General features: G+C 70.0%; 29 protein-coding genes and 2 tRNA genes. 22 read left to right on the forward strand and 9 right to left on the reverse strand.

The annotated features are described in order from the left end of the window. Nucleotides 1–20 precede the first annotated feature (20 nt). Together ACK4TT_RS14760 and ACK4TT_RS14765 are read left to right on the forward strand one after the other, a co-directional pair. Nucleotides 21–422, forward strand: a complete 402-nt coding sequence (locus tag ACK4TT_RS14760; RefSeq protein ID WP_410213305.1) for a DUF1353 domain-containing protein — start codon at nucleotides 21–23, stop codon at nucleotides 420–422. 38 nt (nucleotides 423–460) lie between these two features. After that, a complete protein-coding gene (locus ACK4TT_RS14765) occupies nucleotides 461–847 on the forward strand; it encodes a hypothetical protein (RefSeq protein ID WP_410213306.1) in 387 nt (128 codons plus the stop codon). Nucleotides 848–920: 73 nt separating this feature from the next. Here ACK4TT_RS14765 and ACK4TT_RS14770 read toward each other — a convergent pair whose 3' ends face one another. Beyond that, complete coding sequence (locus ACK4TT_RS14770) at nucleotides 921–1,445, reverse strand: AP2 domain-containing protein (protein ID WP_410213307.1); 525 nt, start codon at nucleotides 1,443–1,445, stop codon at nucleotides 921–923. 28 nt (nucleotides 1,446–1,473) lie between these two features. On the opposite strand from ACK4TT_RS14770, the gene ACK4TT_RS14775 reads away from it, so the two are divergent. The 5 genes from ACK4TT_RS14775 to ACK4TT_RS14795 all read left to right on the forward strand — a co-directional run bounded on the left by ACK4TT_RS14775 (nucleotide 1,474) and on the right by ACK4TT_RS14795 (nucleotide 3,636). Next, nucleotides 1,474–1,758 (forward strand): hypothetical protein, encoded by a 285-nt coding sequence (locus ACK4TT_RS14775; protein ID WP_410213308.1) that lies wholly within the window; start codon nucleotides 1,474–1,476, stop codon nucleotides 1,756–1,758. Next, nucleotides 1,755–2,492, forward strand: a complete 738-nt coding sequence (locus ACK4TT_RS14780; RefSeq protein WP_410213309.1) for a hypothetical protein — start codon at nucleotides 1,755–1,757, stop codon at nucleotides 2,490–2,492. The genes ACK4TT_RS14775 and ACK4TT_RS14780 overlap by 4 nt, the downstream gene beginning before the upstream one ends. A 76-nt stretch (nucleotides 2,493–2,568) precedes the next feature. After that, nucleotides 2,569–2,988, forward strand: a complete 420-nt coding sequence (locus ACK4TT_RS14785; RefSeq protein ID WP_410213310.1) for a hypothetical protein — start codon at nucleotides 2,569–2,571, stop codon at nucleotides 2,986–2,988. Then, the gene (locus tag ACK4TT_RS14790; RefSeq protein ID WP_410213311.1) at nucleotides 2,985–3,353 is read left to right on the forward strand and encodes a DUF6527 family protein; all 369 of its coding nucleotides are present in this window, start codon (nucleotides 2,985–2,987) and stop codon (nucleotides 3,351–3,353) included. Before ACK4TT_RS14785 ends, ACK4TT_RS14790 begins: the two co-directional genes overlap by 4 nt. A gap of 13 nt (nucleotides 3,354–3,366) precedes the next feature. Further along, nucleotides 3,367–3,636: a hypothetical protein gene (locus ACK4TT_RS14795; RefSeq protein WP_410213312.1), complete on the forward strand. Its 270-nt coding sequence runs from the start codon at nucleotides 3,367–3,369 to the stop codon at nucleotides 3,634–3,636. Between the two features lie 71 nt (nucleotides 3,637–3,707). On the opposite strand, the gene ACK4TT_RS14800 is transcribed toward ACK4TT_RS14795, so the two are convergent. The 4 genes from ACK4TT_RS14800 to ACK4TT_RS14815 form a co-directional block, all read right to left on the reverse strand. Further along, nucleotides 3,708–4,031 carry a helix-turn-helix domain-containing protein gene (locus ACK4TT_RS14800; protein ID WP_410213313.1) on the reverse strand — a complete coding sequence of 108 codons (324 nt, stop codon included), beginning with the start codon at nucleotides 4,029–4,031 and terminating at the stop codon, nucleotides 3,708–3,710. Continuing rightward, the gene (locus ACK4TT_RS14805) at nucleotides 4,031–4,210 is read right to left on the reverse strand and encodes a hypothetical protein (RefSeq protein WP_410213314.1); all 180 of its coding nucleotides are present in this window, start codon (nucleotides 4,208–4,210) and stop codon (nucleotides 4,031–4,033) included. Before ACK4TT_RS14805 ends, ACK4TT_RS14800 begins: the two co-directional genes overlap by 1 nt. A 78-nt stretch (nucleotides 4,211–4,288) precedes the next feature. After that, the gene (locus ACK4TT_RS14810) at nucleotides 4,289–4,513 is read right to left on the reverse strand and encodes a hypothetical protein (protein WP_410213315.1); all 225 of its coding nucleotides are present in this window, start codon (nucleotides 4,511–4,513) and stop codon (nucleotides 4,289–4,291) included. 82 nt (nucleotides 4,514–4,595) lie between these two features. Continuing rightward, a tRNA-Asn gene (locus ACK4TT_RS14815) sits at nucleotides 4,596–4,671 on the reverse strand. Between the two features lie 312 nt (nucleotides 4,672–4,983). Between ACK4TT_RS14815 and ACK4TT_RS14820 the strand changes: the two genes are divergently transcribed. Then, on the forward strand, nucleotides 4,984–6,396 hold the full coding sequence (locus tag ACK4TT_RS14820; RefSeq protein ID WP_410213316.1) for a Mur ligase family protein: 1,413 nt from the start codon (nucleotides 4,984–4,986) through the stop codon (nucleotides 6,394–6,396). A gap of 1 nt (nucleotide 6,397) precedes the next feature. Here ACK4TT_RS14820 and ACK4TT_RS14825 read toward each other — a convergent pair whose 3' ends face one another. Further along, on the reverse strand, nucleotides 6,398–7,735 hold the full coding sequence (locus tag ACK4TT_RS14825; RefSeq protein WP_409641225.1) for an acyl-CoA dehydrogenase family protein: 1,338 nt from the start codon (nucleotides 7,733–7,735) through the stop codon (nucleotides 6,398–6,400). 118 nt (nucleotides 7,736–7,853) lie between these two features. On the opposite strand from ACK4TT_RS14825, the gene ACK4TT_RS14830 reads away from it, so the two are divergent. Continuing rightward, nucleotides 7,854–8,846 carry a phosphotransferase family protein gene (locus tag ACK4TT_RS14830; RefSeq protein ID WP_410213317.1) on the forward strand — a complete coding sequence of 331 codons (993 nt, stop codon included), beginning with the start codon at nucleotides 7,854–7,856 and terminating at the stop codon, nucleotides 8,844–8,846. Then, nucleotides 8,843–9,196 (forward strand): DUF6285 domain-containing protein, encoded by a 354-nt coding sequence (locus ACK4TT_RS14835; RefSeq protein WP_409641219.1) that lies wholly within the window; start codon nucleotides 8,843–8,845, stop codon nucleotides 9,194–9,196. The genes ACK4TT_RS14830 and ACK4TT_RS14835 overlap by 4 nt, the downstream gene beginning before the upstream one ends. A 9-nt stretch (nucleotides 9,197–9,205) precedes the next feature. Here the strand turns inward: ACK4TT_RS14835 and ACK4TT_RS14840 are convergent, their stop codons facing one another. Continuing rightward, nucleotides 9,206–9,496 (reverse strand): hypothetical protein, encoded by a 291-nt coding sequence (locus tag ACK4TT_RS14840; protein WP_409641216.1) that lies wholly within the window; start codon nucleotides 9,494–9,496, stop codon nucleotides 9,206–9,208. A gap of 77 nt (nucleotides 9,497–9,573) precedes the next feature. Between ACK4TT_RS14840 and ACK4TT_RS14845 the strand changes: the two genes are divergently transcribed. The 5 genes from ACK4TT_RS14845 (at nucleotide 9,574) to ACK4TT_RS14865 (ending at nucleotide 13,805) form a co-directional block, all read left to right on the forward strand. Further along, nucleotides 9,574–10,557 carry a helix-turn-helix transcriptional regulator gene (locus ACK4TT_RS14845; RefSeq protein WP_409641213.1) on the forward strand — a complete coding sequence of 328 codons (984 nt, stop codon included), beginning with the start codon at nucleotides 9,574–9,576 and terminating at the stop codon, nucleotides 10,555–10,557. A 46-nt stretch (nucleotides 10,558–10,603) separates the two neighbouring features. Further along, nucleotides 10,604–10,753, forward strand: coding sequence for a hypothetical protein (locus tag ACK4TT_RS14850; protein ID WP_409641211.1), 150 nt, complete (start codon nucleotides 10,604–10,606; stop codon nucleotides 10,751–10,753). A 108-nt stretch (nucleotides 10,754–10,861) separates the two neighbouring features. Beyond that, nucleotides 10,862–12,901, forward strand: a complete 2,040-nt coding sequence (locus ACK4TT_RS14855; protein ID WP_409641208.1) for a prolyl oligopeptidase family serine peptidase — start codon at nucleotides 10,862–10,864, stop codon at nucleotides 12,899–12,901. Between the two features lie 5 nt (nucleotides 12,902–12,906). Beyond that, the gene (locus tag ACK4TT_RS14860) at nucleotides 12,907–13,377 is read left to right on the forward strand and encodes an NUDIX hydrolase (RefSeq protein WP_409641205.1); all 471 of its coding nucleotides are present in this window, start codon (nucleotides 12,907–12,909) and stop codon (nucleotides 13,375–13,377) included. Nucleotides 13,378–13,610: 233 nt separating this feature from the next. Further along, nucleotides 13,611–13,805: a hypothetical protein gene (locus ACK4TT_RS14865; protein ID WP_409641203.1), complete on the forward strand. Its 195-nt coding sequence runs from the start codon at nucleotides 13,611–13,613 to the stop codon at nucleotides 13,803–13,805. 8 nt (nucleotides 13,806–13,813) lie between these two features. On the opposite strand, the gene ACK4TT_RS14870 is transcribed toward ACK4TT_RS14865, so the two are convergent. After that, nucleotides 13,814–13,887 (reverse strand) — tRNA-Cys (locus ACK4TT_RS14870). 136 nt (nucleotides 13,888–14,023) lie between these two features. Here ACK4TT_RS14870 and ACK4TT_RS14875 point away from each other — a divergent pair. The 6 genes from ACK4TT_RS14875 (at nucleotide 14,024) to ACK4TT_RS14900 (ending at nucleotide 22,325) form a co-directional block, all read left to right on the forward strand. Continuing rightward, a complete protein-coding gene (locus ACK4TT_RS14875) occupies nucleotides 14,024–14,590 on the forward strand; it encodes a protein-L-isoaspartate O-methyltransferase family protein (protein WP_409641200.1) in 567 nt (188 codons plus the stop codon). A gap of 121 nt (nucleotides 14,591–14,711) precedes the next feature. After that, nucleotides 14,712–16,256 (forward strand): TolC family outer membrane protein, encoded by a 1,545-nt coding sequence (locus tag ACK4TT_RS14880; protein ID WP_409641197.1) that lies wholly within the window; start codon nucleotides 14,712–14,714, stop codon nucleotides 16,254–16,256. Nucleotides 16,257–16,366: 110 nt separating this feature from the next. Then, a complete protein-coding gene (locus tag ACK4TT_RS14885; RefSeq protein ID WP_409641194.1) occupies nucleotides 16,367–16,942 on the forward strand; it encodes a DUF2497 domain-containing protein in 576 nt (191 codons plus the stop codon). Nucleotides 16,943–17,067: 125 nt separating this feature from the next. Next, the gene (locus ACK4TT_RS14890; RefSeq protein ID WP_409641191.1) at nucleotides 17,068–19,734 is read left to right on the forward strand and encodes a valine--tRNA ligase; all 2,667 of its coding nucleotides are present in this window, start codon (nucleotides 17,068–17,070) and stop codon (nucleotides 19,732–19,734) included. Between the two features lie 99 nt (nucleotides 19,735–19,833). Continuing rightward, nucleotides 19,834–21,588: a class I adenylate-forming enzyme family protein gene (locus ACK4TT_RS14895; protein WP_410213318.1), complete on the forward strand. Its 1,755-nt coding sequence runs from the start codon at nucleotides 19,834–19,836 to the stop codon at nucleotides 21,586–21,588. Next, nucleotides 21,585–22,325, forward strand: a complete 741-nt coding sequence (locus ACK4TT_RS14900; RefSeq protein WP_410213328.1) for a TlyA family RNA methyltransferase — start codon at nucleotides 21,585–21,587, stop codon at nucleotides 22,323–22,325. Before ACK4TT_RS14895 ends, ACK4TT_RS14900 begins: the two co-directional genes overlap by 4 nt. A 34-nt stretch (nucleotides 22,326–22,359) precedes the next feature. Here ACK4TT_RS14900 and ACK4TT_RS14905 read toward each other — a convergent pair whose 3' ends face one another. After that, the gene (locus tag ACK4TT_RS14905; protein ID WP_409641185.1) at nucleotides 22,360–22,935 is read right to left on the reverse strand and encodes a hypothetical protein; all 576 of its coding nucleotides are present in this window, start codon (nucleotides 22,933–22,935) and stop codon (nucleotides 22,360–22,362) included. 146 nt (nucleotides 22,936–23,081) lie between these two features. Here ACK4TT_RS14905 and ACK4TT_RS14910 point away from each other — a divergent pair, with 146 nt between their 5' ends. Then, complete coding sequence (locus ACK4TT_RS14910; RefSeq protein WP_409641182.1) at nucleotides 23,082–24,362, forward strand: class I SAM-dependent RNA methyltransferase; 1,281 nt, start codon at nucleotides 23,082–23,084, stop codon at nucleotides 24,360–24,362. The last annotated feature ends 6 nt before the right edge of the window (nucleotides 24,363–24,368 follow it).

The following is a 24,368-nucleotide window of genomic DNA, read 5'->3' on the forward strand; positions in this document are numbered from 1 at the left end:
CTTCGCAACCCGAAGTGGCCGTGCCGGCGCGGCGCCCGCTGATCGTCCTCGAATTTCCGGACCCGATCCCGGACGAGCCGGTAGAGGGCGACCGCGCCCGGCTCACCGACGACGTCGAGGTCTGGATCGAGCTGTGGACCGGCGCCCGGTTCCTGCTGACCGTCATCCCGGCCGGCTTCGTCTACGACGGCGTCTCGCGTCCGGGGATCTTCGCCTGGTGGATCAAGCGGTGGGGGCCTGAGAAGGCCATGGCCCTGCTGCACGACTGGCTCCTCTACCTCCTGAGGATCGGGGCCATCGGCAAGCCCAAGTTCCTGATCGACCTCTTCCTGCTGCTGGCCCTGGTCAGCGGCGGCCGGTCGTTCTTCCGCGCCACCGTGATCTTCCTGGCCGTGCGGACCCGGCCGGCGAACTCGGACTGACCCTGGCCGCCCGGCCCCTCCAGAACAGGATGATCCCGATGCCCGACGCGCCTTGGGCGAGCCTGACCATGCAGGCCGCCTTCTATCTGGTCACGGCCGCTGCGCTGATCGCGACGATGCGGCAGATCGTCAAGGGTCTCCAGGACGCCGTGAACGAGCTCAAGACGTGGGCGGCCGGGATGGAGACGTTCAGGCGTGAAGCCGTGGCGTCGGCAGGGGTGCTGGCCCAGCGGATTGAGACCATGGAACGCGATGAAGGGCTGCTGCAGAAGCTCAACGACGCCGTGGTCAGGCTCGATGTCAGATTCGAGCACCTGGAGAAGTCGAGCGAGAAACAGGCCCGCGAGTTGGCGGGCGTCCAGCGCGCGCTCGCCAACATCGCGAGCGGCCAGACCTCGATCACGAAGATGGAGGGCGACCGATGACCCTGGATCAGTTCAAGGGCCTGGTCGGCGATCTGGCCCGGCCGTTCTCAATCGTCGTGACCTCGGCGAGCGCCTAAGAGGCCAAGCACTCGGGCTTCCTCCTCCACCGCCGCGGTCGGCGGTTGTTCGCCTGTTCCTTCCGGGTGGCCCACCGGCAGTTTCCGGGCTCGTAGTGGCCGTTGACGTCGATGCGGTCGAGGGACGTTTCGGGCGGGCGCGGGCCCATGTGGTCGAGGAAGGCCTGCGGGTTGGCGAGCCACTCGTCGCACATTCGGATGCCCCGCCCGCCGTATTCCGAAAACGATGGTGTGGACGGCGTATAGCAGCGGGCCTTGGCCTTGTAGTAGCTGCGCAGCTCCGGCGAAATCGCGCCTCCGGTCGCCTGTCCGTGAGTGAGGCTGCGAGCCGCGATGCTCGCGCGATAGACGCAGCCACAGCTAGTTGTGTGGCCGGATCGCAGGTTGGTTTGACGGACTACGCGCTCTTGTCCGCAATCGCAGATGCAGCGCCACAGGCGAACGCTGCCCTGATTACCGGCGAACTCCAGCACAGTCAGAAGTCCGTACCTTGAGCCGGCGAGATCGAGCTTCTTGGCCATGCGACAATACTACTCGAAAGGGCCAGTGATGGTGAAAGAGATTATTGCCGACTTGGCACGCCCCTTCGCGATTTATGTCACGGCGGGCGCGGCGGCCATATCGACAGTTCGGCTGGCCTTCTACTCAGACGATCTGAGCGGAGCGGCCGTGTATATGGGCGCTGTGTTCGCTGGCCTTGCCGGCCTCTACGGCTTCCGTGCATGGGAGAACAACAAGGCCGTCTCGGCGAGCGCCGAGGTCGAGAAGGCCAAGGCCGCGGCGCCGGCCGTTGACGCCGGCGAGCTGCCCCCGAACGAGCGGGTGCAGCGATGAGCGTTGAGGCCGCCCTGGCCAGGGTTCGCGAGGCTCGCCAGGCCCTGGAACGCGCCGAGGCCGAAATTCTAGCCGTACAGGCCTCGGAAGCTGCGAACGTCCTCAGCCAGCCGGAGGAGCGCCAAGGCCCGCCAGCGCCGGCCGCGGCGGCCCCGCACGGCCTTTCCGACCCCGGGGCCTTCTTCGACCACCTCCGCAAGCACCCCCTGCTGGGTCCGGTCCTCACCCAAGATGAGGTCGAGGGCTGCCAGCGCATCCTCGCCGCCTGTGCCGCAGAGCGGCTTCCCACGGCCTGGGCCGCCTACGTGCTGGCGACGACCATCCATGAGACCGCCGGCACGCTGAAGCCGATCCGCGAGTACGGCAAAGGGGCGGGGCGACCCTACGGCAAGCCCGGCCGGAACGGCGGTCAGATCGCCTACGGGCGGGGCGACGTGCAACTGACCTGGGACGACAACTACGAGCGCGCCGACCGCGAGCTCGGGCTGAACGGCGCCCTGATCGCGAACTACGATCTCGCCCTCGATCCCCAGGTCTCGGCTCGCGTCATCGTCCGGGGCATGGAGAAGGGCTGGTTCACCGGGAAAGGCTTGGCCGACTACCTGCCCGAGACGGCGACGCTGGCGCAGTTCACCGCAGCCCGCCGGATCGTCAACGGCACCGACCGCGCGGCCCTGATCGCCGGCTATGCGGTGACGATCCAGGACGCCCTGAAGGCCGGCGGCTGGCGGTGATCCGCCGGCTGCTCCTGCTCCTGGCCCTGCTGATCGTCTGGCCCCTCTACGTCCCCCTGGCACGAAAGGTTCTGGGATGCTCGCCACCCTCATCGCCGCGCTTACCTCGCGCGTCGCCGGACCCGCCGCGACGGCCGTCGCGCTGGTTCTCGCCCTGATCGCGGTCGGCCAATGTTCGGAAAAGCGCGCCGAGGCCCGTCGCGCCGACCGGGCCGAGAACGCCCGCGACCTGGCCGAGACCAGCCTCGCGACCTGCCGGAGCAACACCCGCGCCCTGGAAGCCTCCATCGCGGGCCAGAACGCGGCGCTGGAGCGGCTCGGCCGTGAAACCGAGGCCAGGACAGCCGAGATCGAGAAGGCCCGCCAGGCGACGCGCCAGGAAGCCGAACGCGCCGACAAGGCCGCGACCGCCCTGGCCAGGCTCAAGCCCGCGGGCGCCGACCTCTGCGCCCGCATGCTCGCCGTCGATGAAGCCGTGAAGGAGAACGCGCGATGAAAGTCCGGCGGTGGGAAGGCGACGGCAAGGTCGGACTGACCTATTGGTGCCAGGGCTGCGAGGAGATGCACAGCGTCATCATCGAGCGCGCCGACGCTGGGCGGCCATGCTGGGGCTACAACGGCAATGCCGACGCGCCAACCTTCACGCCCTCGGTGCTCGTGACCAGCGGCCATTACATGCCTGGTCACGATCCGTCGAAAAGCTGCTGGTGCAGGCCTTCGCCGGACGGCGAGGACTGGGGCTTCAAGTGCCGGCGCTGCCACACCTTCATCAGGAACGGGATGGTCGAGTTCCTGAGCGACTGCACCCACGCGCTCGCCGGCCAGACCCTCCCGCTCCCCGACCTGCCGGACCAACATTGACGGAGGACCCATCATGAAAGCCCTGTTACTGGCGCCGGCCCTGCTTCTGGCCGCGTGCGCGACCAACCGAGCCGAACCCGAGATCAGGACCGTCGAAGTGCAGGTCCCGGTCGCCAAGGCCTGCGTCCCGGCCGACCTCCCGGCCAAGCCCAGCGCCTACGCCGACGACGCCCTGGACGGCACGACCCCGCCGGACGAGCGGTATCGCCTGACCGCGACGGCCAACCAGCAGCGCAAGGCCCGATTGGCGCGGATCGAGCCCGTCATCGCCGCTTGCCGATGACGACGCCGGCGGGCCCACGCATCACAGACCCGCGAGGGCTGGTTTGCAGAAAATGCAAATCACCCGTCGCCTCAAGAGCCCTCGGCGTCACCCGCCGGGGTCACGTCTGCCGAGAGCACGAAGTCGGCGAGGGCGAGGAGCGCGATGGCGTCGCCGCGCGTGTCGGCCTCGATCTCTCGAACCTCGCCGGCGTCTTCCCAAGCCTCGCGGATGGCCTCCGACCGGTCGATGATCGCGGCCTCGCGGGCCCGCAGATCGCCCCACGCGCCGGCTGGGACGCGGTTGCGGCCCGAGGACCAGGACTTGACCGTATCGAGGCGGACGCCATGAAGCGCAGCCGCCTCGGACTGCGAGAGGCCGAGGCGGGCGAGGCAGGCGGCGTAGAGGGTCTTCATCAAATCCTGAAGGTGTGAGGGGCGCCGGTCTTGGTGTGCAGGCCGCGCACCTCGAAATGACGCTGATCGTCTTCGGCCTCTTCGAGCAGGCCCGCCGCGTAGGTTTCGGCGTCGAACTCGGGCTTCAGAACCTTGGCGATCTCGGCGACGATGGCGGCGAGCTTGGCTTCATAGGTCATTTCAGGTCTCCGTACCTATCGCGGTTGGCTCATCCATCCGCTATCGATGTGATAATCATACACGTCTGGTGTATGCGGTCAAGGGCGTTTTCTCGTTTCAGGCTCCAGCTCGGGAAGTCGCGCGATCAGTTCCGCCATGCGTCGGGCCACGGACTTCTTCAGCCGGGGCCTGATCCGCGTCACCCCTGGCCGGTCATCGAAGTAGAGGTAGGCGATGTTCCGGCCATCGGCGTCCACGACCTCGAAGCTCTCGTCGTGCTCGACGACGGAGAAGGGCGGGACGAGGGGCTTGGAGGGGCTCAACGGCGGCTCTCTTGGCGCCGGGTGAACTTAGGACGGAACTTAGGACGGAGCGGCCTTCAGGCCTCAATTCCCCTCGACGGGCTGGCTCCCCGGGCAGGACTCGAACCTGCGACAAGTCGGTTAACAGCCGACTGCTCTACCAACTGAGCTACCGGGGATCAGGCCGTCGAGGGGCGGCGATATACGCGGGCCCGGCGGGTTGCGCAAGCGGGTCGGCGGGGCGCCGCCGAAGAACTTCCTGGGGATGAAAAAAGGCCCGACGCTAGCGCCGGGCCAAGAAAAGTCGGTGATGGTGGGGTGTCTTCAAGGAAGACAACCGGAGGTTCTGGCGGTTCGGTTAATGAGGCGTAAACCGGCCGGGGGCGGTTCCCGGGCGCTGCGCCGCGCAGCGTTCGATTGTCGCGAGGGGATGGACGGGGCCGATGGATCGGCTAACCAACCTCCTTGGACGACCAGCCAGGGAAGGGCGCATGCGCATCCATTTCACCGGCATCGCCGGCGCCGGCATGAGCGCCGCGGCCCTGATGATGCGCGAGGCCGGGCACGAGGTGTCGGGCTCGGACGAGGACGTCTTCCCGCCCATGTCCACCTACGTCGAGGGCCTGGGCTTCCCGTTCTTCCGGCGGTTCGATTCGGCGAATCTCCCGGCCGGCGTGGACGTGCTGGTGCTGGGGGCCAGCGCCAAGCTGGGCGGCGATTCGAATCCCGAGGTGGTGGAGGCCCGCCGCCGGAGCGTGCGGATCACCACCTTCCCCGAGATGGTGGGCGAGGCCACGGCCGGAAAGCTGAACACCGTGGTGGCCGGCTCGTTCGGCAAGTCCACCTGCACGGCGCTGATGGCCCACGTCCTGCGCGAGACCGGGCGCGACGCCGGCTGGATGATCGGCGCCATCTCGCCGTCGCTGCCGGACACCGGCCACTGGGGCGCTGCGCCCGAGGTGATCCTGGAAGGCGACGAGTACATCGTCTCGGCCACCGACCGGCGCTCGAAGTTCGTGCTCTACCATCCGCGCGACGTGCTGCTGACCTCGCTGGTCCACGACCACGTCAACGTCTTCCCGACCTTCGAGGACTATGAGACGCCGTTCCGCGAGCTGCTGCGGCTGCTGCCCGCCGACGGTTTGCTGGTCGCCCGCGACCACCCCGCGATCCGCGCCATCGCGGGCGAGGCCGCCTGCCGGATCGTCTGGTACGACGTGGGCCCCTGCGCGGGCTGGTGCGCCGAGGACGTCGTCTTCGGCGACGTGACGCGGTTCGTCCTGAAGGGGCCGGATGGCCGGCGCGCCCCGCTCGCCACGACGCTGCTCGGCGAGCACAACATCGAGAACATCGTGGGCGTCGGCGCCTACCTCCTGGAGCGCGGCCTCGTCGCCGAGGCGCGGTTCGCCGCCGCCATCGAGACCTTCCAGGGCATCCGCCGCCGGCTCGACCGCCTGACCAAGACCTCCCGCGTACCGATCGTCGAGGGCTTCGGCTCGTCCTACGAGAAGGCCCGCTCGGCCATCGAGGCCATGCGCCTGCACTATCCGACCCGGCCGCTGACCGTGGTGTTCGAACCGCACACCTTCTCGTGGCGCAACCGCGAGGCGCTGGCCTGGTACGACACGGTGTTCGAAGGCGCGGCCAGGGTGCTGGTCATCCCGCCGCCGACCCACGGGGCGGCGACCCACGAGCAGTCCAGCTTCGAGGATATCCTGGCCCGCGTCGCCGCGACCGGCGTCCCCGTCGATGGCGTGCGCACGGCCGAGGAGGCGACGGCCGCCCTAAGCCGCCTCTCGGACGACGAGGTGGTCCTGCTGCTCTCCTCGGGCCCGCTGCTGGGCCTGCCCGACAGCCTGCCGCCGGTGTTCGACCGCCTCTACGGCGAGGCCGTGGCGGCCTGACCTACCCGTGGCGGGGCGGGATCGGCTGGACGTAGTCGGTCCCGGCCTCCACGCCCTTGAACTGCGCCCGCCGGGGGCCGAGGTAGCCGAAGAGGTAGGCCGCCACCTTGCGCATCTGGATCTCCTCCGAGCCCTCGGTGATCCGGTAGCGGCGGTGGTGGCGGAAGATGTGCTCGAAGGGCTTGTGGCGCGAATAGCCGATGCCGCCGTGCACCTGCATGGCCCGGTCGGCGGCCTCGCAGACCAGCCGGTTCGCCCAGTAGTTGCACATCGAGACCTTGTCCGAGATCTCCTTCTCGATCTGCTTGTGGTCCATGCGGTCCATCTGCCAGGCCGTCTTGCGGATCAGGAGCCGCAGCATCTCGGCCTGGGTGGCGAGCTCGACCAGCGGCCACTGGATCGCCTGGTTCTCGGCCAGCGCCTTGCCGAACGGCTTGCGCTCGCGGGCGTACCGGACGCTCTCCTCGATGCAGTAGACCGCCGCCCCCAGGGACGAGGCCGCCTGGCGGATGCGGTTCTGGTGGACGAAGCTCTGGCCCAGCCCCAGGCCCCGGTCGATCTCGCCCCAGTAGGCGTCCTCGGGCACCCAGCAGTCGGTGATCGACACCCGCGGGTGGTCGGTCGGCATGTTGAAGGTCCAGAGGTATTCCTCGACCTTGATGCCCGGATTGTCCGTCGGGACGATGAAGCAGGTGATCCCGGTGGCGTCGCCGTCCTTCCCCGAGGTCCGGGCGAAGACCATGCAGTGGGTCGCCACGTGCATGCCGGTGGTCCACATCTTGGCGCCGTCGATTCGCCAGCCCGGCTTGCCGTCGCGGGTCTCGCGGACAGCGCGGGTCTCCATGAAGGTGGCGTCCGAGCCGTGGTTGGGCTCCGTCAGGCCGAACGCCGTGCGCATCTTTCCCGACAGAAGCTGGTCCGCGTAGCGCTCGTACTGCTCGTTCGTGGCGAAGCTCTTGAACATGAGCACGAAGGGGTTGTTGCCGACGATCGAGTGCTCGTTCTGCAGGTCGTTGTGGAGTCCCAGGCCCTTGGCGGCCAGGTGCTCGCGGATCACCGCCATGTCGAACTGGCTGCCGCCCTTGCCGCCCATCTCGACCGGCCAGGCGTAGCGGTAGTGGCCGGCGGCGTCGGCGCGCCTGCGGGCCTCGGCCAGCAGCTCCTCCCACTCCTTGCGCGGCAGGCCCTGGTTCTCCCAATCGGTGCGGGCGTATTCGCGCCGGTGGTCGAAGAACCGCTCGTTGTCGTCCTGCGCCTGCAAGGGCTTGATCTCGGCCTCGATGAAGCGGTCGAGCTCAGCCAGGTAGTCGACGAGATGCTGGGGCAGATCGAAGTCCATGGGCCGTTCCTCACGCGGTTTTCTTGGGCGCAGTTGACGCCACGGAGGCATTTACAAGCCGGCCGCGGCCCCGCCAGATCGGGATCAGATTAGACCAACCGGAAGGTTCCGTCGGGTCATGGAAATCGACGTCCGCGCCGGCCTCGACCGCCTCGCCGCCCGCCTGGGCGGGGAAGGCGCCCGCGTGCTGGAGGCCCAGCGCCTGTCGGGCGGCGCCAGCATGGAGACCTGGGCCTTCGCCATCGAGGGCGAGAACGGCCGCGAGGCGCTGATCCTGCGCCGCCGCACGGTGGCTTTCGATCCCGAGAACGCCCGCGCCGTGCCGCTCTCCACCGAGGCCGCACTGATCCGGGCGGCCGGGGCGAGCGGGGCCCTGGTGCCGCCGGTGGCCCACGTCTGCGATGAGGCCGACGGCCTGGGCGAGGCCTATGTGATGGGCGCGGTCCAGGGCGAGACGCTGGGCCGCAAGGTCGTCTCGGACCCGCGCTTCGACGCGGTGCGGGGCAGGCTGGCGCGCCAGTGCGGCGAGGTGCTGGCCCGCATCCACGCCACGCCGGTTCCCGGCCTGGGCCTGCGAGTCGCCGACGCCGGCGACGAGCTCGACCGCTACGAACAGCTCTACCGCGACAGCGGCGCGAAGCGGCCCGTGCTGGAACTCGCCTTCCAGCACCTTCGCAAGCGGATGCCTGAGCCCGTCGAGCCGGTGCTGCTGCACGGTGACTTCCGGAACGGCAACATCATGTTCGACCCTCAGAAGGGCGTGGCGGCCGTGCTGGACTGGGAGTTGGCCCACGTGGGCGACCCGGCCGAGGACCTGGGCTGGATCTGCGTCAATTCCTGGCGGTTCGGCCGGCCCGACCGGCCGGTGGGCGGCTTCGGCGACTACGCCGACCTGCTGGCGGGCTACGAGGCGGCGGGCGGCCGGCCGGTGGCCCTGGAGCGCGTCCGCTACTGGCAGGCGCTGGGGTCGCTGAAGTGGGGCGTCATGTGCCTGCTGATGTACCTGAGCTGGGCGAGCGGGGCGGAGCCATCCGTCGAGCGGCCCATGATCGGCCGGCGGGTCTCCGAGACCGAAGCCGACCTCGTCGTCCTCCTGGAGCAGGGCCTGTGATCACCCACCCCAAGGCCGAGGAACTGACCGAAGCGGTCGCCGCCTGGATCGAGCAAATCCGGCCCAGCCTCGATCCCCGCAACGCCTTTCTGGCGCGCGTGGCCGCCAATGCGCTGGCCGCCGTCACGCGGGAGCTGAAGCAGGGGCCCGCCGCCGAGGCCGCGGCCGTGGAGCGCATGGCCGCGCTTCTGGGCCGTTCGGGCGCGTTCGAGGACCTGAACGGCGAGCTGTGCGAGCGCATCCGGGCTGGCGAACTGACGGTGGAGACGCCGGGGCTGCTGGAGGCGCTCAGGGCCACCGCCTTCGAACAGCTCGCCATCGACCAGCCGAACTACCGGCATGAGCTCTAGGCACGAGCTTTAGGCGGCCAGGACGCGGATGATCTCGCCCTCGCGCTCGTTCCAGAGGATCGAGACGCCCGGCACGTCCTTCGACTGTTCGCCGAACCACGCCCGGACCTCGGGTTCGCGCAACCGGGCCTCGGAGACGCGGAGCAGGGCGAGGCCGCCGCCCTGTTCGCGCACCACGTCGTGGAAGCGCAGGATGCCATTGATGATCGTGCCCGACGGGGCGGCGGGACGAAGCGCTTGCCGGGGAACCTTCACGGGGCGGGGGCTGAAGGCGCGGCGGGGGCGGAACTGGGAAGCCATCGTTCGAACTCCTTCCTTGCGGGTCGTCGATGGTTCGGTTCTGATCCTTCGGTGCGACAGAATCGGACGTACATCTGATGCGGCATGAAAAGGCCGGCCGGCTGCTGGAGATGGCGCGCCTGCTGGCGAGCACGGCCGAAGGCCTGACCCTGGACGAGATGGCCGAACGGCTGGGCGTGGGCCGCCGCACGGTCGAGCGGATGCGTGACGCGGTGCGCGAGGTCTTCCCGGCGCTGGAGGAGGTGGACGACCCGCCCACCAAGCGGTTCCGCATCCCCTCGGGCCTGGACGGCCTCTTCCAGGCGCCGACGGCCGAGGAACTGGCGGCCCTGACGGCGGCGGGGGACACGTTCGAGAAGCAGGGGGCGAGCGCGCGGGCCCAAGCCCTGCGGTCGCTGGAGCGCAAGGTGCTGTCGGCCACCCGCGCGGCCGCCAGGCGAAAGCTCGCGCCGGACCTCGAAGCCCTATTGCAGGCCGAAACCATCGCCGTGAACGCAGGTCCCCGGCCGTTCGAGGACGAGACGGTGCTGCAGGCGGTCCGCGACGCGCTGAAGGGCCTTTCCACCCTGCGATTCCGCTACGAGGGCGGCTCGAGCCCCGGCCGGGTCCGCGAGGTGACGCCCTACGGCATCCTGTTCGGCCGCTCGAACTACCTGGTGGCCGCCGAGAGCGCCGAGACCGGACCCCGCAACTGGCGCCTCGACCGCATCTTCGACGTGGAGGTCACCGGCCGGCCAGGTGAACGGCCGGAGGACTTCTCGCTCCAGGCCTACGCGGACGAGAGCTTCGGCATCTACCAGGACGACACCGAGGACGTGGTCCTGCGGATCACGCCGCAGGGCGCGGAGGACGCGTTGCGCTGGCGCTTCCACGCCAACCAGTCCGTGGAACCTCAACCCGACGGCGGCGTGCTGGTCCGCTTCCGGGCGAGCGGGATGCGCGAACTCGCCTGGCACCTCTTCACCTGGGGCGACAAGGTGGAGATCGTCGCCCCCGAGGCGCTGAAGGCCATGATGCGCCAGGAAATCGAGGCCGCCGTCCGGGCGCACGTCCGGAACTGACGTAGGGCCTGCCCAGGGTCTCCCCATTGCAGAAGGGAGACCCCACATGACCGCCACGCTCGACTACGCTCAGGTGTTCGAAACCCGCTTCCGCCCGCGCGCTCGCCTGCGGCGCCTGCTGGCCCTGGCCGTGTGGGCCGGGCTCTTCCTGATCCGGCCCCGCCTGGCGCTGGCGATCTGGCGCGAGCGAGCCTGAAAATCCTTGAGCTGGAGCGCCCCGTCGGAACTATCTGGGCGTTCAGGTTGGGGGTATGGCCAGATGAAGTTGCGTGCGCTTGCGACGCTTTTCGCCGGAGTTCTGCTGATGGGGGCCGCGCCCGCCGACGATCCTTACGCCTGGATGGAGGAGATCGAGGGCGCCAAGGCGCTGGAGTGGGCGAGGGCGGAGAACGCCCGTTCCCTGCCGCAGCTCCAGAACGACCCCCGCTATCCCGGCCTCTACGCCGAGGCCCTGACGATCGCGACCGCCAAGGACCGTATCCCCGCCGTCCGCCTCGTCGGCGACGGCTCCCTGCGCGACTTCTGGCAGGACGCCGACCATGTGCGCGGCGTCTGGCGCACGACGAGCCTCGAGAGCTACCGGACCGGCAAGCCCGAGTGGCGGACGATCCTGGACCTCGACGCGCTGGCCAAGGCCGAGAACGCCAACTGGGTCTGGCACGGCGCGGCCTGCCTGGAGCCCGAGGCCCGGCTCTGCCTGGTGGAGCTGTCGAACGGCGGCAAGGACGCCGCCGAGGTCCGCGAGTTCGACGCCGTCGACGGCAAGTTCGTGGATGGCGGCTTCAAGATTCCCGAGGCCAAGTCGAACTACGCCTGGGTCGACCGCGACACCCTGATCGTTGGCACCGAATGGGTGAAGGGCGAGGTCACCGCCTCGGGTTATGCCTATGTGCTCAAGACCCTGAAGCGCGGCCAGCCGCTGTCGGACGCTCGCGAGGTCTTCCGGGGGCAGACGAAGGACGTGGCGGTCTCGCCGCTGGTGCTGCGCGAGCCGGACGGGACGGCGGCCGCCGTGCTGGCGGAGCGCGCTCTCGACTTCTTCAACACCGAACACAACCTGCTGACGGACGCCGGGCCGGTGAAGCTGGCGCTGCCGACCCGATCGACGATCCAGGGCTATGTGGCCGGCCGGCTCATCGTCAGCCTGGAGCAGGACTGGCCCGAGAAGGGCTTCCGGGAAGGCGACCTGATCGACTTCGACCTCGCCGCGGTGAAGGCCGACCCCGCGAAGCTCGCCGCCAGCCTCGTCCTTCGGCCCACCGAGAGCCAATCCATCGAGCAGGTGGCGACGACCCGCAGCCGCCTCGTCGTCGCCCTCTATGAGAACGTGAAGGGCCAGGTGCTCAGCTTCGAGCGCAAGGCCGGCGGCTGGACCTCGACGAAGCTGGACCTGCCGAAGGACTCCAGCATCTCCATCGGCTCGGCGTCCGAGGCCGACGACCGGATGATCCTGAACGTCACGGGCTTCCTGACCCCGCCCAGCCAGTGGCTGGCCGACGCGGCGGCGGGCGCGCCGGAGCGTCTGGCCGTCATGCCCGAGCGCTTCGACGCCAGGGACATGAAGGTCGAGCAGTTCTGGGCCACGTCGAAGGACGGAACCAAGGTCCCTTACTTCGTGGTCTCGAAAAAGGACCTGAAGCTCGACGGCTCCAACCCCACGCTGCTCTACGCCTACGGCGGCTTCTTGGTCAGCCAGACCCCGGCCTACGCCCAGACGGTCGGCAAGCTGTGGCTGGAGAAGGGCGGCGTCTATGTGGTCGCCAACATCCGGGGCGGCGGCGAGTTCGGCCCCAGGTGGCACAACGCCGGCCTGAAGCTGAACCGGATGCGGGTCTACGACGATTTCTTCGCCGTCTCCGAGGACCTGATCGCGCGGAAGATCACCAGCCCGAAGAAGCTTGGCATCATGGGCGGCTCGAACGGCGGGCTGCTCATGGGCGTGGCCCTGACAAAGCGGCCCGAGCTCTACAACGCCGTGGTCATCCAGGTGCCGCTGTTCGACATGATCGGCTACACCCACATCGGCGCGGGCGCCTCCTGGGTCGGCGAGTACGGCGACCCGGCGATCCCGGAGGAGCGGGCGATGCTGATGAGCTATTCGCCCTATCAGAGCCTCAAGGCCGGCCAGCCCTATCCGAAGGTGTTCCTGGAGACGTCCACCAAGGACGACCGGGTGCATCCCGCCCACGCCCGCAAGGCGGCGGCCCGGCTCAAGGACCTCGGCTACGACTACCTCTACTACGAGAACATCGACGGCGGGCACGCGGCCGCCGCCAACCTCAACGAGCGGGCCATGCGTCAGGCGCTGGAATACGCCTACCTGATGCAGCGGCTGATGGACTGAGGCCGATGGCCCGGCTCCTCAGCGCGGGCGTGCTCGCCTGGCGGGCCGGGGCCGAGGGGCCGGAGTTCCTGCTGGTCCATCCCGGCGGGCCCTACTGGAAGGGCAAGGACGAGGCGGCCTGGTCCATCCCCAAGGGGCTTGTGGAGCCGGGGGAGGCCGGCTGGGCCGCCGCCCGCCGGGAGTTCGAGGAGGAACTGGGCCAGCCGATCGCGGGCGATCCCATCGAGCTGCCGCCCTGCCGGGCGTCGCGCGACAAGGTCGTGCGGGCCTGGCTCGTGGAGGCCGACCTCGATCTGTCGGCCCTCAAGAGCAACCTGTTCGAGATCGAGTGGCCGCCGCGTTCGGGCCGAATCGCGGCCTTCCCCGAGGTGGACGAGGCGGCGTGGTTTCCGTTCGAGGCCGCCATGGTCAAGGTCGTCAAGGGGCAGCGTCCGATTCTGGAGGCGGCGCGGGCGCTGTTGGCCGCGCGCCCCTGACCGCCGCTCACGAGGCGAGAGGCCTTGTGGAGCTGCGCGTCGGGCGGGATTGGGGACGGATTGGAGGTCGCGCCATGCGCAACCCCTCGGCCGCCGCGGTGAGGATGCCGCACCACGCCTTCGGTGTTCGCCCCCGTGGTGTGGACCAACGTCTTCTTCGACAAAGCCCTGGTCGGCCTGGGCGACATCGTGTCGGGTCGGGTGGCGCCGATCCTGGGCGGGGCGTGCTGGACGTGCGGCTGAAGACCGGCGGATTCGCCTTCCCCCGTCTCGACCGCTGGAAGGACCCGGCCGCAGCGCCGCCGCATCCGTGGCTGAAGGCGCTGCGCCGGGCGTTGAACCTGAAGCGCCTCGACGAGGCGGCCCTCTGGGGCGCTCAGGCGAACGCCGCCGAGATCCTGGCGGAGGACCTGCCGGATCGCTTGTAAGGAGATGTTGGAGGCCTGACCGAGAATCGAACTCGGGTACGCGGATTTGCAGTCCGCTGCGTCACCACTCCGCCATCAGGCCGCCGGAGGGCGCGATGGCTAACAGAACGCCGACGCCGGGGCAATCTCCGGAAGTCCACGCAATTGCGTTTGTGGCGCGCGGGCCTATAAGCCGCCGCACGATCCGCTCATCCAGCCGCTCGCCCAAAGGGGATTCGATGGCCGACTTCGCCGCCGCCCGCCTGAACATGGTGGAAAGCCAGGTCCGCACCCAGGACGTCACCGACATCCGGATCCACGAGGCCATGCGCGAGCTGCCGCGCGAACGCTTCGTCCCCGAGGGCAAGGCCTACCTGGCCTACGCTGACACCGAGGTGGAATACGCGCCCGGCCGGTTCCTGCTGAAGCCGCGCGATGTGTCCAAGCTGCTGCAGGAGGCCCGCCCCATGCCGGGCGAGCGCGTCCTGGCCCTGTCGGCGCCGTACGCCGCCGCGGTGATAGAGGCGCTCGGCGCCACGGTGATCCAGGCCGAAGCCGATCCGAACCAGGTTCCGCCCGGCGAGTACGACCTCGTGATCTGCGAAGGCGCCGTGGCGCGTGCGCCGGAGGCCTGGCTGAAGGCGCTGGCCCCGCACGGCCGCCTGGCCGTGGTCGAGCGCGACGGGCCGGTCGGCAAGGCCTGCCTCTATGTCCGCGCCGAGGACGGGATCGGCCGCCGCGAACTGTTCGACGCCACGCCGCCCGTGCTGGCCGGTTTCGAGGCGCAACACGGTTTCGCCTTCTAGGCGTGCTCGTGAAACACCCCGGAAACGGCGGCGTGAAAAAAGCTTAAGGTGACGCAGCTTGGTCCTGGCGGCACAGCACGCATATAGAAGCGACGTCTCTCGCACGATCGGGGATAATCTAATGTCGAACTGCCTGCGCGGCCGCCTCCTGGCTGCGATCTTCAGCGCGGGACTGGCGGGCGCGATCGCCGCCCCGGCCGCCGCTGAGACCCTCGCCGACGCCATCGCGCTGGCCTACGAGAACAACCCGACGCTGCAGTCGCAGCGGGCCACGCAGCGGGCGCTCGACGAGACCTACGTCCAGGCCCGCACCGGCTGGCGGCCCACGCTGAACCTCACCGCGTCGGCGAACTACAGCGAGGACAGGTCCCCGGCGGCCATCATCAATCCGGCCCTCCGCCGGACCTTCGAGGACGGCAACAGCGCCAACGTCGGCCTCACCTTCACGCAACCGCTGTGGACGGGCGGCCGCGTGGCCGCGGCGGTGTCCGCGGCCAACGCCGACGTCCTGGCGGGCCGGGAGAACCTGCGCCGCATCGAGGCCCAGATCCTGGCCAACGTCATCGAGGCCTATTCCAACGTGCGCCGCGACCAGGAAGCGCTGCACATCCGCGAAGAGAACGTGAAGGTCCTCACCCGCCAGCTTCAGGAATCGCAGGCGCGGTTCGACGTGGGCGAGGTGACCCGCACCGACGTGGCCCAGTCGCAGGCCCGCTTGGCCCAGGCCCAGGCCTCGTTCCAGCAGGCCCAGGCCCAGCTCGCCATCAGCCGGGCCACCTACGCCCAGGTGATCGGGCAGAACCCCGGCGAACTGGCGCCCGAACCGTCGCTGGCCCACCTGCTGCCGCAGGACCCCGACCAGGCCTACACGCTGGCCGAACAGTTCAACCCGCAGCTCCGCGCCCAGCAGTACACCGAGATGGCCAGCCGCGCCCGCGTGGCCGGCGCTCACGCCGAGCGGATGCCGCAGGTCTCGGCCAGGGCCACCTACGGCTTCGAGGGGCCGGCGATTCCGCAACCGCCGAATGATCCCTTTGAGCGCGGACTCTACGGGCGCGCCATCACCGGCTCGGTGAACGTGACCGTCCCGCTCTTTTCGGGCGGGCTGACTTCGTCGCGCATCCGCCAGGCGGTGGAGCGCAACACCGCCGACCGGCTGACCGTCGAGGGTGTGCGCCGGAACGTCCTGCAGAGCGTGACCTCGTACTGGAGCCAACTGATCGCCGCCCGCGCCAACATCGCCTCCAGCGAGGAGCAGGTGCGCGCCGCCAACATCGCCGCCGAAGGCACCCGCCAGGAACAGCAGGTCGGCCTGCGCACCACCATCGACGTGCTCAACGCCGAACAGGAACTGCGCCAGGCCCAGCTCAATCAGGTCAGCGCGCGCCGCGACGAGTACGTGGCCGCCGCGGGCGTGCTGAGCGCCATGGGCCGCCTGGAGGCCCGCAACCTCATCCCGACCGCGCCGCAGTACGACGCGGCCAAGAACTTCCGGAAGCTGCGGATCACCTGGGGCTGGGTGCCGTGGGAGGAAGCGGTCGGCGTGGTCGATCGCTTCGCCACGCCCTGGCAGGCGCCGTCGCCGGGCGAAAAGCCGGTCGAGGCCGCCATTCCGCCGGGGCTGACGGATACGCCCGCGCCGACGGAAGCTCCCAACCCGCAATAGTCGGCTTCCCCCACGGGGCGAAACCTGGGCGCCGTCCGCGAGCGGAAATTGCAGGATCGCGGCGGCGCGCTTAGGCTCCCCGGGACGAATCCATTTGCGGCGGCAGGCTCATGTCCGAACAGACGTCCCAGGAACCGACGATGGAGGAGATCCTGGCCTCCATCCGCCGCATCATCTCCGAGGATGAGGCGCCGGCCGAGGCGGGCGAGGCGCCGCCGGCCCAGCCCGCCCCCGCGCCGGAGGCCGCCGCCGCGTCCGGACCGGAGCCGGCGGCCGAACCCGAGCCGGAACCCGTCGCCGCCGCCCCGAGGGTGGAACCCACCATCATCGAGGACGAGCCCGAGGAAGAGGAGGACGCCCTCGAACTGACCCAGAAGGTCGAGACGGTGGGCGACCTGGACGTCCTGGCGCCTAGCGCCGCCGAACCCGCGCCGCCGGCGCCGGCTGCGGCCCCGAGCCCGGTGTCGACCCTGGTGAGCGAACGGGCGGCCACGGCCGCGGCTTCCGCCTTCGGCCAGCTCTCCGCGGCCATCGCCATGCCGCGCGAGGGCCGCACCCTGGAAGACGTGGTGCGCGAGCTTCTGACGCCGCTCCTGCAGCAGTGGCTGGACGAGAACCTGCCGCGCATCACCCAGGAGGCCGTCGAGGCCGAGGTCGCGCGCATCGCCCGCGGACGAGTAGGCTAGGGACCGTATGGCGGCGCCCCGCCGCGCCAGCCGCTTCGCGTTCCGCTCCAATCCCTGTAAGACGCCATTCCCCTTGAGACGCTGGCGGCGCGCTCCTCCCGAGCGCGCTCGTCGCATTCGTAGCCATGCTTGAAAAGACCTTCGATCCCAAGACCGTCGAACCGCGCCTCTACGCCGCCTGGGAGGCCTCGGGCGGCTTCGCGCCTACCGACGACCCGAACGCCGAGCCGTTCAGCATCGTCATCCCGCCGCCCAACGTGACGGGCTCGCTGCACATCGGGCACGCACTGAACAACACCCTGCAGGACGTGCTGATCCGCTTCGAGCGGATGCGCGGCAAGGCCGCCCTGTGGCTGCCCGGCACCGACCACGCCGGCATCGCCACCCAGATGGTCGTCGAGCGCCAGCTCGCCCAGGAAGGCAACCAGAGCCGCCGCGACCTGGGCCGCGAGGCCTTCGTCGAGAAGGTCTGGGAGTGGAAGGCCAAGTCCGGCGGGACGATCGTCAACCAGCTCCGCCGTCTGGGCGCCTCGTGCGACTGGAGCCGCGAGCGCTTCACCCTGGACGAGGGCCTGAGCGCCGCCGTCCGCAAGGTGTTCGTCCAGCTCTACAAGGAGAAGCTGATCTACCGCGACAAGCGGCTGGTGAACTGGGATCCCCACTTCCAGACCGCCATCTCGGACCTCGAGGTCGAGCAGCGCGAGGTTGACGGCTGCTACTGGCATTTCGCCTATCCGCTGGAGGACGGCTCGGGCGAGATCGTCGTGGCCACCACGCGCCCCGAGACGATGCTGGGCGACACGGCGGTCGCCGTCCATCCCGGCGACGAGCGCTACACGCACCTGATCGGCAAGGCGGTGCGCCTGCCCATCGTGAACCGGCCGATCCCGATCATCGCCGACGAATATCCCGACCCCGAGAAGGGCTCGGGCGCGGTGAAGATCACGCCTGCCCACGACTTCAACGACTTCGCCGTAGGCAAGCGTCACAACCTGCCGATGATCAGCGTCTTCGACGACTTCGCGCGGATCAACGACAACGCCCCGCCCGAGTACCGGGGCCTGGACCGCTTCGCGGCCCGCAAGAAGGTGGTCGAGGAATTCGAGCGCCTGGGCCTGCTGCGTGAGATCGAGAAGACCCGCCACACCGTCCCGCACGGCGACCGCTCGGGCGTCGTGGTCGAGCCCTATCTGACCGACCAGTGGTACGTGAACGCCGAAGTCCTGGCCAAGCCGGCCATCAAGGCGGTGGAGCAGGGCGACACGGTCTTCGTGCCCAAGGCCTGGGAGAAGACCTATTTCGAGTGGATGCGGAACATCCAGCCGTGGTGCATCTCGCGCCAGCTCTGGTGGGGCCACCGCATCCCGGCCTGGTACGGACCGGACGGCAAGGTATTCGTCGCCGAGAGCGAGGCCGAGGCCCGCCGTCAGGCCGCCGAGGTCTACGGCCGCGACACCGACCTGCGCCAGGACGAGGACGTCCTGGACACCTGGTTCTCGTCGGGCCTGTGGCCGTTCTCGACCCTGGGCTGGCCCGAGCAGACCGACGACCTGCGCCGGTTCTACCCGACCCACACCCTGATCACCGGCTTCGACATCATCTTCTTCTGGGTCGCCCGGATGATGATGCAGGGCCTCCATTTCACGGGCGAGGTCCCGTTCAAGCGGGTGTTCATCAACGCCCTGGTCCGCGACGCGACCGGCGCCAAGATGTCCAAGTCCAAGGGGAACGTGATGGACCCCCTGGAGCTGGTGGACGAGTTCGGGGCCGACGCCCTGCGTTTCACCCTGACGGCCATGTCGGGCCAGGCCCGCGACATCAAGCTATCGAAGCAACGCATTGAGGGTTATCGCAATTTCGGCACGAAGCTGTGGAACGCCACGCGCTTCTGCCAGATGAACGGTTGCGCCCGCGCCGAGAGCTTCGACCCGGCGGCCGTGAAGGCGCCGCTGAACCGCTGGATCGTGGGCGAGACGGCCCGCACCGCCCAGGCGGTCACCGCCGCCCTGGCCGACTGCGGCTTCGACGAGGCGACCGGCGCGCTCTACCGCTTCATCTGGAACCGGTTCTGCGACTGGTACGTCGAGCTGGCCAAGCCGCTGCTCAACGGGACCGACGCCGCCGCCAAGGCCGAGACCCAGGCGACCGCCGCCTGGGTGCTGGACGTGATCCTGAAGCTGCTGCACCCGGTGATGCCGTTCATCACCGAGGAGCTGTGGGGCCAGACCGCCGACCTGGGCGCCGCGCGGCCCGAAGGGGGTCAGCTCATGACCGCCCGCTGGCCCGACCTGCCCGCGAGCCTGGTCGATCCGGCGGCCGACGCCGAGGTTGGGCTGATCATCGAGGCCATCTCGGAAGGCCGCTCGGTCCGCGCCGAGCTGAACGTGCCGCCCTCGGCCCGCCCGCCGCTGCTGGTCGTCGAGGCGAATCCGGCGCAGCGCCGGGTGCTGGAGGCGAGCGCGCCGCTCATCGGCCAGCTCCTGAGGGTCTCGGAGGTGCGGTTCGTCGACGCGGCGCCCGAGGGCGCGATCCCCTACGTCGTAGAGGGCGCGACCCTGGCCTTGCCGGTGGCCGAGTTCATCGACCTGACCGCCGAGCGCGCACGCCTGTCCAAGGAAGTGGCGAACCTCGCCGCCGACATCGAGAAGACCGCCAGGAAGCTCGGCAATCCCGACTTCGTCTCGCGGGCTCCCGAAGAGGTGGTCGAGGAGAACCGGGAGCGGCTCGCCGAGGCGGAGGCGGCCAAGGCCAAGCTGGAAGGGGCGCTGGCCCGGCTGACCGCCGCGGCCTGATAACAGCGTCGTCCGTTTGCCTCGGACGCTAGGTTATGGTTGTTCACCTGATGACGACGCGGCGGCGGTGACCGGCGCGCAGCATTAGGAGAAACGCCGATGACCGAGGCCGCCCTTCCGGCCGGCTGGCCCGCCATGTCGATCCAGCAGGCCCATGCGCTGATGACTCAGCCGGGGACGCCGCTGGAGGTCGAGGAAGTCGTCATCCGCGGCGTCAAGACGAAGGTCTGGAAGAACCAGCCGCCGTCCCTGCGCGCCGTGCTCGAAGCCTCGCGGGCCCACGGCGAGAAGATTTTCCTGGTCTATGAGGACGAGCGGGTCAGCTTCGAGGCCTTCTACCGCGCCGCCTCGGCCTTCGCCCGCGAGCTGCAGGCGCAAGGGGTGGGCAAGGGCGACCGGGTCGCCGTCATCATGCGCAACCTGCCGGAATGGGTGCTGGCCTTCTACGCCGCCGCCTCGATCGGCGCGGTGGTCACCCCCCTCAACGCTTGGTGGACCGGGCCCGAGCTGGAATACGGCCTGACCGATTCCGGGACCAAGGTCGCGATCGTCGACGCCGAGCGCTACGAGCGGCTGACCGAGCACCTGCACAACTGCCCGGATCTGGTGCGCGTCTACGTCAGCCGCGAGGTCGACGAGATCGCCCACCCGCACGTCACCAAGCTGTTCGACGTCCTGGGCGAGCCCAATGACTGGGCCAAGCTGCCCGACCAGCCCCTGCCGCCGGTCGAGATCGATCCCGAGGACGACGCGACGATCTTCTACACCTCGGGCACCACGGGGAAGCCCAAGGGCGCGCTCGCCACCCAGCGGGGCGTGAACTGCAACATCCTGACGGCCGCCGCCGCCAGCGCCCGCAGCTTCCTGCGCCGGGGCGAAATGCCGCCCGCGCCCGACCCGAACGCGCCCCAGCGCTCGGCCCTGATCTCGGTGCCGTTCTTCCACGTCACCGGCTGCTTCGCGGTGTTGAACCCGACCCTCTTCACCGGCGGCAAGCTGGTGATGATGTACAAGTGGGACGTGATCCGCGCCTTCGAGCTGATCGAGCGCGAGAAGATCATGCTCGCCGGCGGCGTGCCGACCATCGCCTGGCAGCTCATCGAGCATCCGGCCCGGGCCAACTACGACCTCTCGTCGCTGGAGAGCGTGTCGTACGGCGGCGCGCCCTCGGCCCCCGAGCTGGTGCGGCGCCTGCGCGAGACCTTCCCGAAGTCGCAGCCCGGCCAGGGCTGGGGCATGACCGAGACCTGCGCCACGGTCACCTCCAACGGCGCCGAGGATTACGTCAATCGTCCGGACAGTTGCGGCGTGGCCGCCGCGGTGGCCGAGATCCAGATTCGCGACCCGAACGACGGCGTCACCGTGCTGCCGCCCGGCGAGGTGGGCGAGCTGTGGTCGTTCGGCCCGATGAACTGCAAGGGCTACTGGAACAGGCCCCAGGCCACCGCCCAGACCTTCGTCGACGGCTGGGTGCGCACCGGCGATCTCGCCCGCATGGACGAGGAGGGCTTCTGCTTCATCATCGACCGGGCCAAGGACATGCTGATCCGCGGCGGGGAAAACATCTACTGCGTCGAGGTGGAGAACGTCCTCTACGACCATCCGGCCGTGATGGACGCCGCGGTGGTGGGCGTGCCGCACCGAACGCTGGGCGAGGAGCCGGCCGCCGTGGTGACGCTGAAGCCCGGGGCCGAGGCCACCGAGGACGAGCTGCGGGCCCATGTGGCCGAGCGGCTGGCGGCCTTCAAGGTGCCGGTGGCGATCAAGTTCTGGCGTGAGACCCTGCCGCGCAACCCGAACGGCAAGATCCTGAAGCCAGAGCTCAAGAAGCTGTTCTTGGAAGAGACCGCCTGAGGAAGCGCGCCGACGTCCTGCTGGTCGAGCGCGGCCTCTTCGAGAGCCGCGCCAAGGCTCGCGCGGCCATCGAGGCGGGCGGGGTGACGGCGGACGGCCGCCCGGTGGCCAAGGCCTCAGAGGCGATCGCCGAGGGTGCGGTGCTGGAGGCGAGGGTGGCCCATCCGTGGGTGGGGCGTGGCGCGCTGAAACTTGTCCATGCCCTGGACCTGTGGCCGCTCGCCGTCGAAGGCCGGACCGGCCTGGACGTGGGCGCTTCCACCGGCGGCTTCACCGAGGTGCTGCTCGCGCGGGGCGCTTCACGGATCTACGCCGTGGACGTGGGGCGCGGACAACTGCATCCAAAGCTCGCCGCCGATCCGCGGGTCGTGAGCCTGGAGGCCACCGACGCCCGCGACCTGACCCCGGCCCTGGTTCCCGAGCCGCCGGACCTGATCGTCACGGACGTGAGCTTCATCGGGCTGGCCAAAGCCCTGCCGGCGGCGCTGGCGCTGGCCGCCGGGGGCGCCGACCTCGTGGTCCTGGTGAAGCCGCAGTTCGAAGTGGGCCCTGAGCGGGTCGGCAAGGGCGGGATCGTCACCGACGAGGCGGCCCGGGCGGATGCCGTCGAGAGCGTGAAGGCGTTTCTGGCCGGCGAGGGCTGGGCCGTGCGGGGGGCGGGCGACAGTCCCATCGCGGGCGGCGACGGCAACCGCGAGGTCCTGCTCTGGGCGCAAAAGAAAGGGCCGCCCGCCTGAGCGGACGGCCCGGAACAGTGCTCGACTGGAGTTCTTAGTCGACGACGGCGTAGCGGCCGGTGGCGTCCCGGCAGACGCGGACGAACCGGGTCTGGGTGCGGCCGTCGGGCATGTAGATCGGGCTCTCGGCCAAGGTGCAGCCGTCGGCGTCGGGCGCGCGGTCCGACAGCCGGTAGCGGTCGCCGCCGTTGTTGTAGGCATAGTCGTCGTAGTCGCCATCGCGGCCGTACGAGCCGGTGCTCGGCGCATAGTAGCTGGACGTGGACGGCGGGGGAGGCGGCGGCGGAACCGCGCCCGAGGTGCAGGCGGCGCTCGAGTTGCCGACGCCCGCGCCCACGGCGGCGCCCAGCGCGCCGCCCAGCAGCGAGCCCTCGGTCCGCGCGTTGCGGGCCGCGGCGTTCGAGCCGATGACCGCGCCGATGGTCCCGCCGATCAGGGCGCCCACGGTGCCGCGCGTGGTCTTCTCGCGCTTGCAGGCGTCGTAGGCGTAGCCGCCCGAACCCATGCCGTAGTAGCCGTAGGGCTGGGCGTTGGCCGCGGCCGCGCCCAGGGCCATCACGCCGGCGACAGCGGCCAGGCCGGCCTTGGCGATGGTGACACGCTTGGACATCCGGTTATCCCTCTTCTCGATCTTGTCGCGTGGGCCTTCCGCCCATGTCGGAGCGCAATCTGCGCCGTGCAACCTGAACGGCCGTTGAGAATGTCGTTCATCTTCGTTCATCTTGGCTTAAGCGTGGCGCCCGCCAAGGGACTGACATGAAACCGCGTCCGCGCCGCCCCAACCCCAAGCCGCCGCCGGGGCCGCCCGTCGAACTCGCCATCGAAAGCATGGGCGGGGAGGGCGACGGCGTGGCCGCCGGCCCCGTCTTCGTGCCCTTCACCCTGCCGGGGGAGCGCGTCCGCGCCCAGGGCGGCGGCGAGCGTCGCGAACTGCTGGAGGTGCTGTCGGCCAGCCCCGAGCGGGTCGAGCCGCCGTGCCCGCACTTCCAGGCCTGCGGCGGCTGCGCGCTGCAGCACTGGGCGCACGAGCCCTATCTCGCCTGGAAGGTGGAGCGGCTGCGCACGACGCTGGCCCGGCAGCACATCGAGACCGATATTCTGGCCCCCTTCGCCGCGGCTCCCGAAACCCGCAGGCGCGTCACACTGCACGCCCGGCGCGGCGACCGGAATGCGGCGCGGGTGGGCTACAAGGCGCGCAAGTCCTGGGACTTGGTGGACATCTCGGCCTGCCCGATCTCGGACCCGGCCATCCAGGCCGCGATCCCCGCCTTCCGGCGCCTGGCCGCGCCGCTGTTCGAACATCCGAAGTCCGCGCCCTCCCTGCACGTGACGCTGACCGACACCGGCATCGACATCGACATCACCGGCGTCGAGGCCAAGAGCGGCGGGCTTTCGGCCGACGCCCGGATGCAGCTTGCCGAGCGCGCGGCGGAAGCCGACTTCGCCCGCGTCACCCTGGGCGGTGAGGCGGCCTATATGATCCGGGCGCCGCAGGTGCGCCTGGGGCCCGCCGTGGTCGCCCTGCCGCCCGGCGCCTTCCTGCAGGCCACCCGCGAGGCCGAGGCGGCCATGACCGCCTTCGTGGGCGAGGCGGCGGCCGGCGCGACCCGCATCGCCGACCTCTACTGCGGGGTGGGGACCTTCACCTTCCGCCTCGCCGAGATCGCGCCGGTGCACGCCGCCGACTTCGCCGCGCCCGCGGTCCAGGCGCTCACGGCCGCACTGGCGGGCGCTCCGGGCCTGAAAGGCGTGACCGCCGAGGCCCGCGACCTTGTCCGCCGTCCCGTCCTGGCCGAGGAACTGAGGAAGACCGACGTGGCGGTGTTCGATCCGCCCAGGGCCGGCGCCGTCGAGCAGACCGCCGAGCTGGCGCGCTCGGGCGTAGCGCGGGTCATCGGCGTCTCGTGCAATCCGGCGACCTTCGCCCGCGACGCGCGCACCCTGATCGACGCCGGCTTCCGGCTGGAGCGGGTCCTGCCCGTGGATCAGTTCCTCTGGTCCCCGCACGTAGAATTGGTGGGGGTGTTCCAGCGCTGAGGGCGG

The organism is Phenylobacterium sp., assembly GCF_046463815.1.
Lineage (GTDB): Bacteria > Pseudomonadota > Alphaproteobacteria > Caulobacterales > Caulobacteraceae > Phenylobacterium.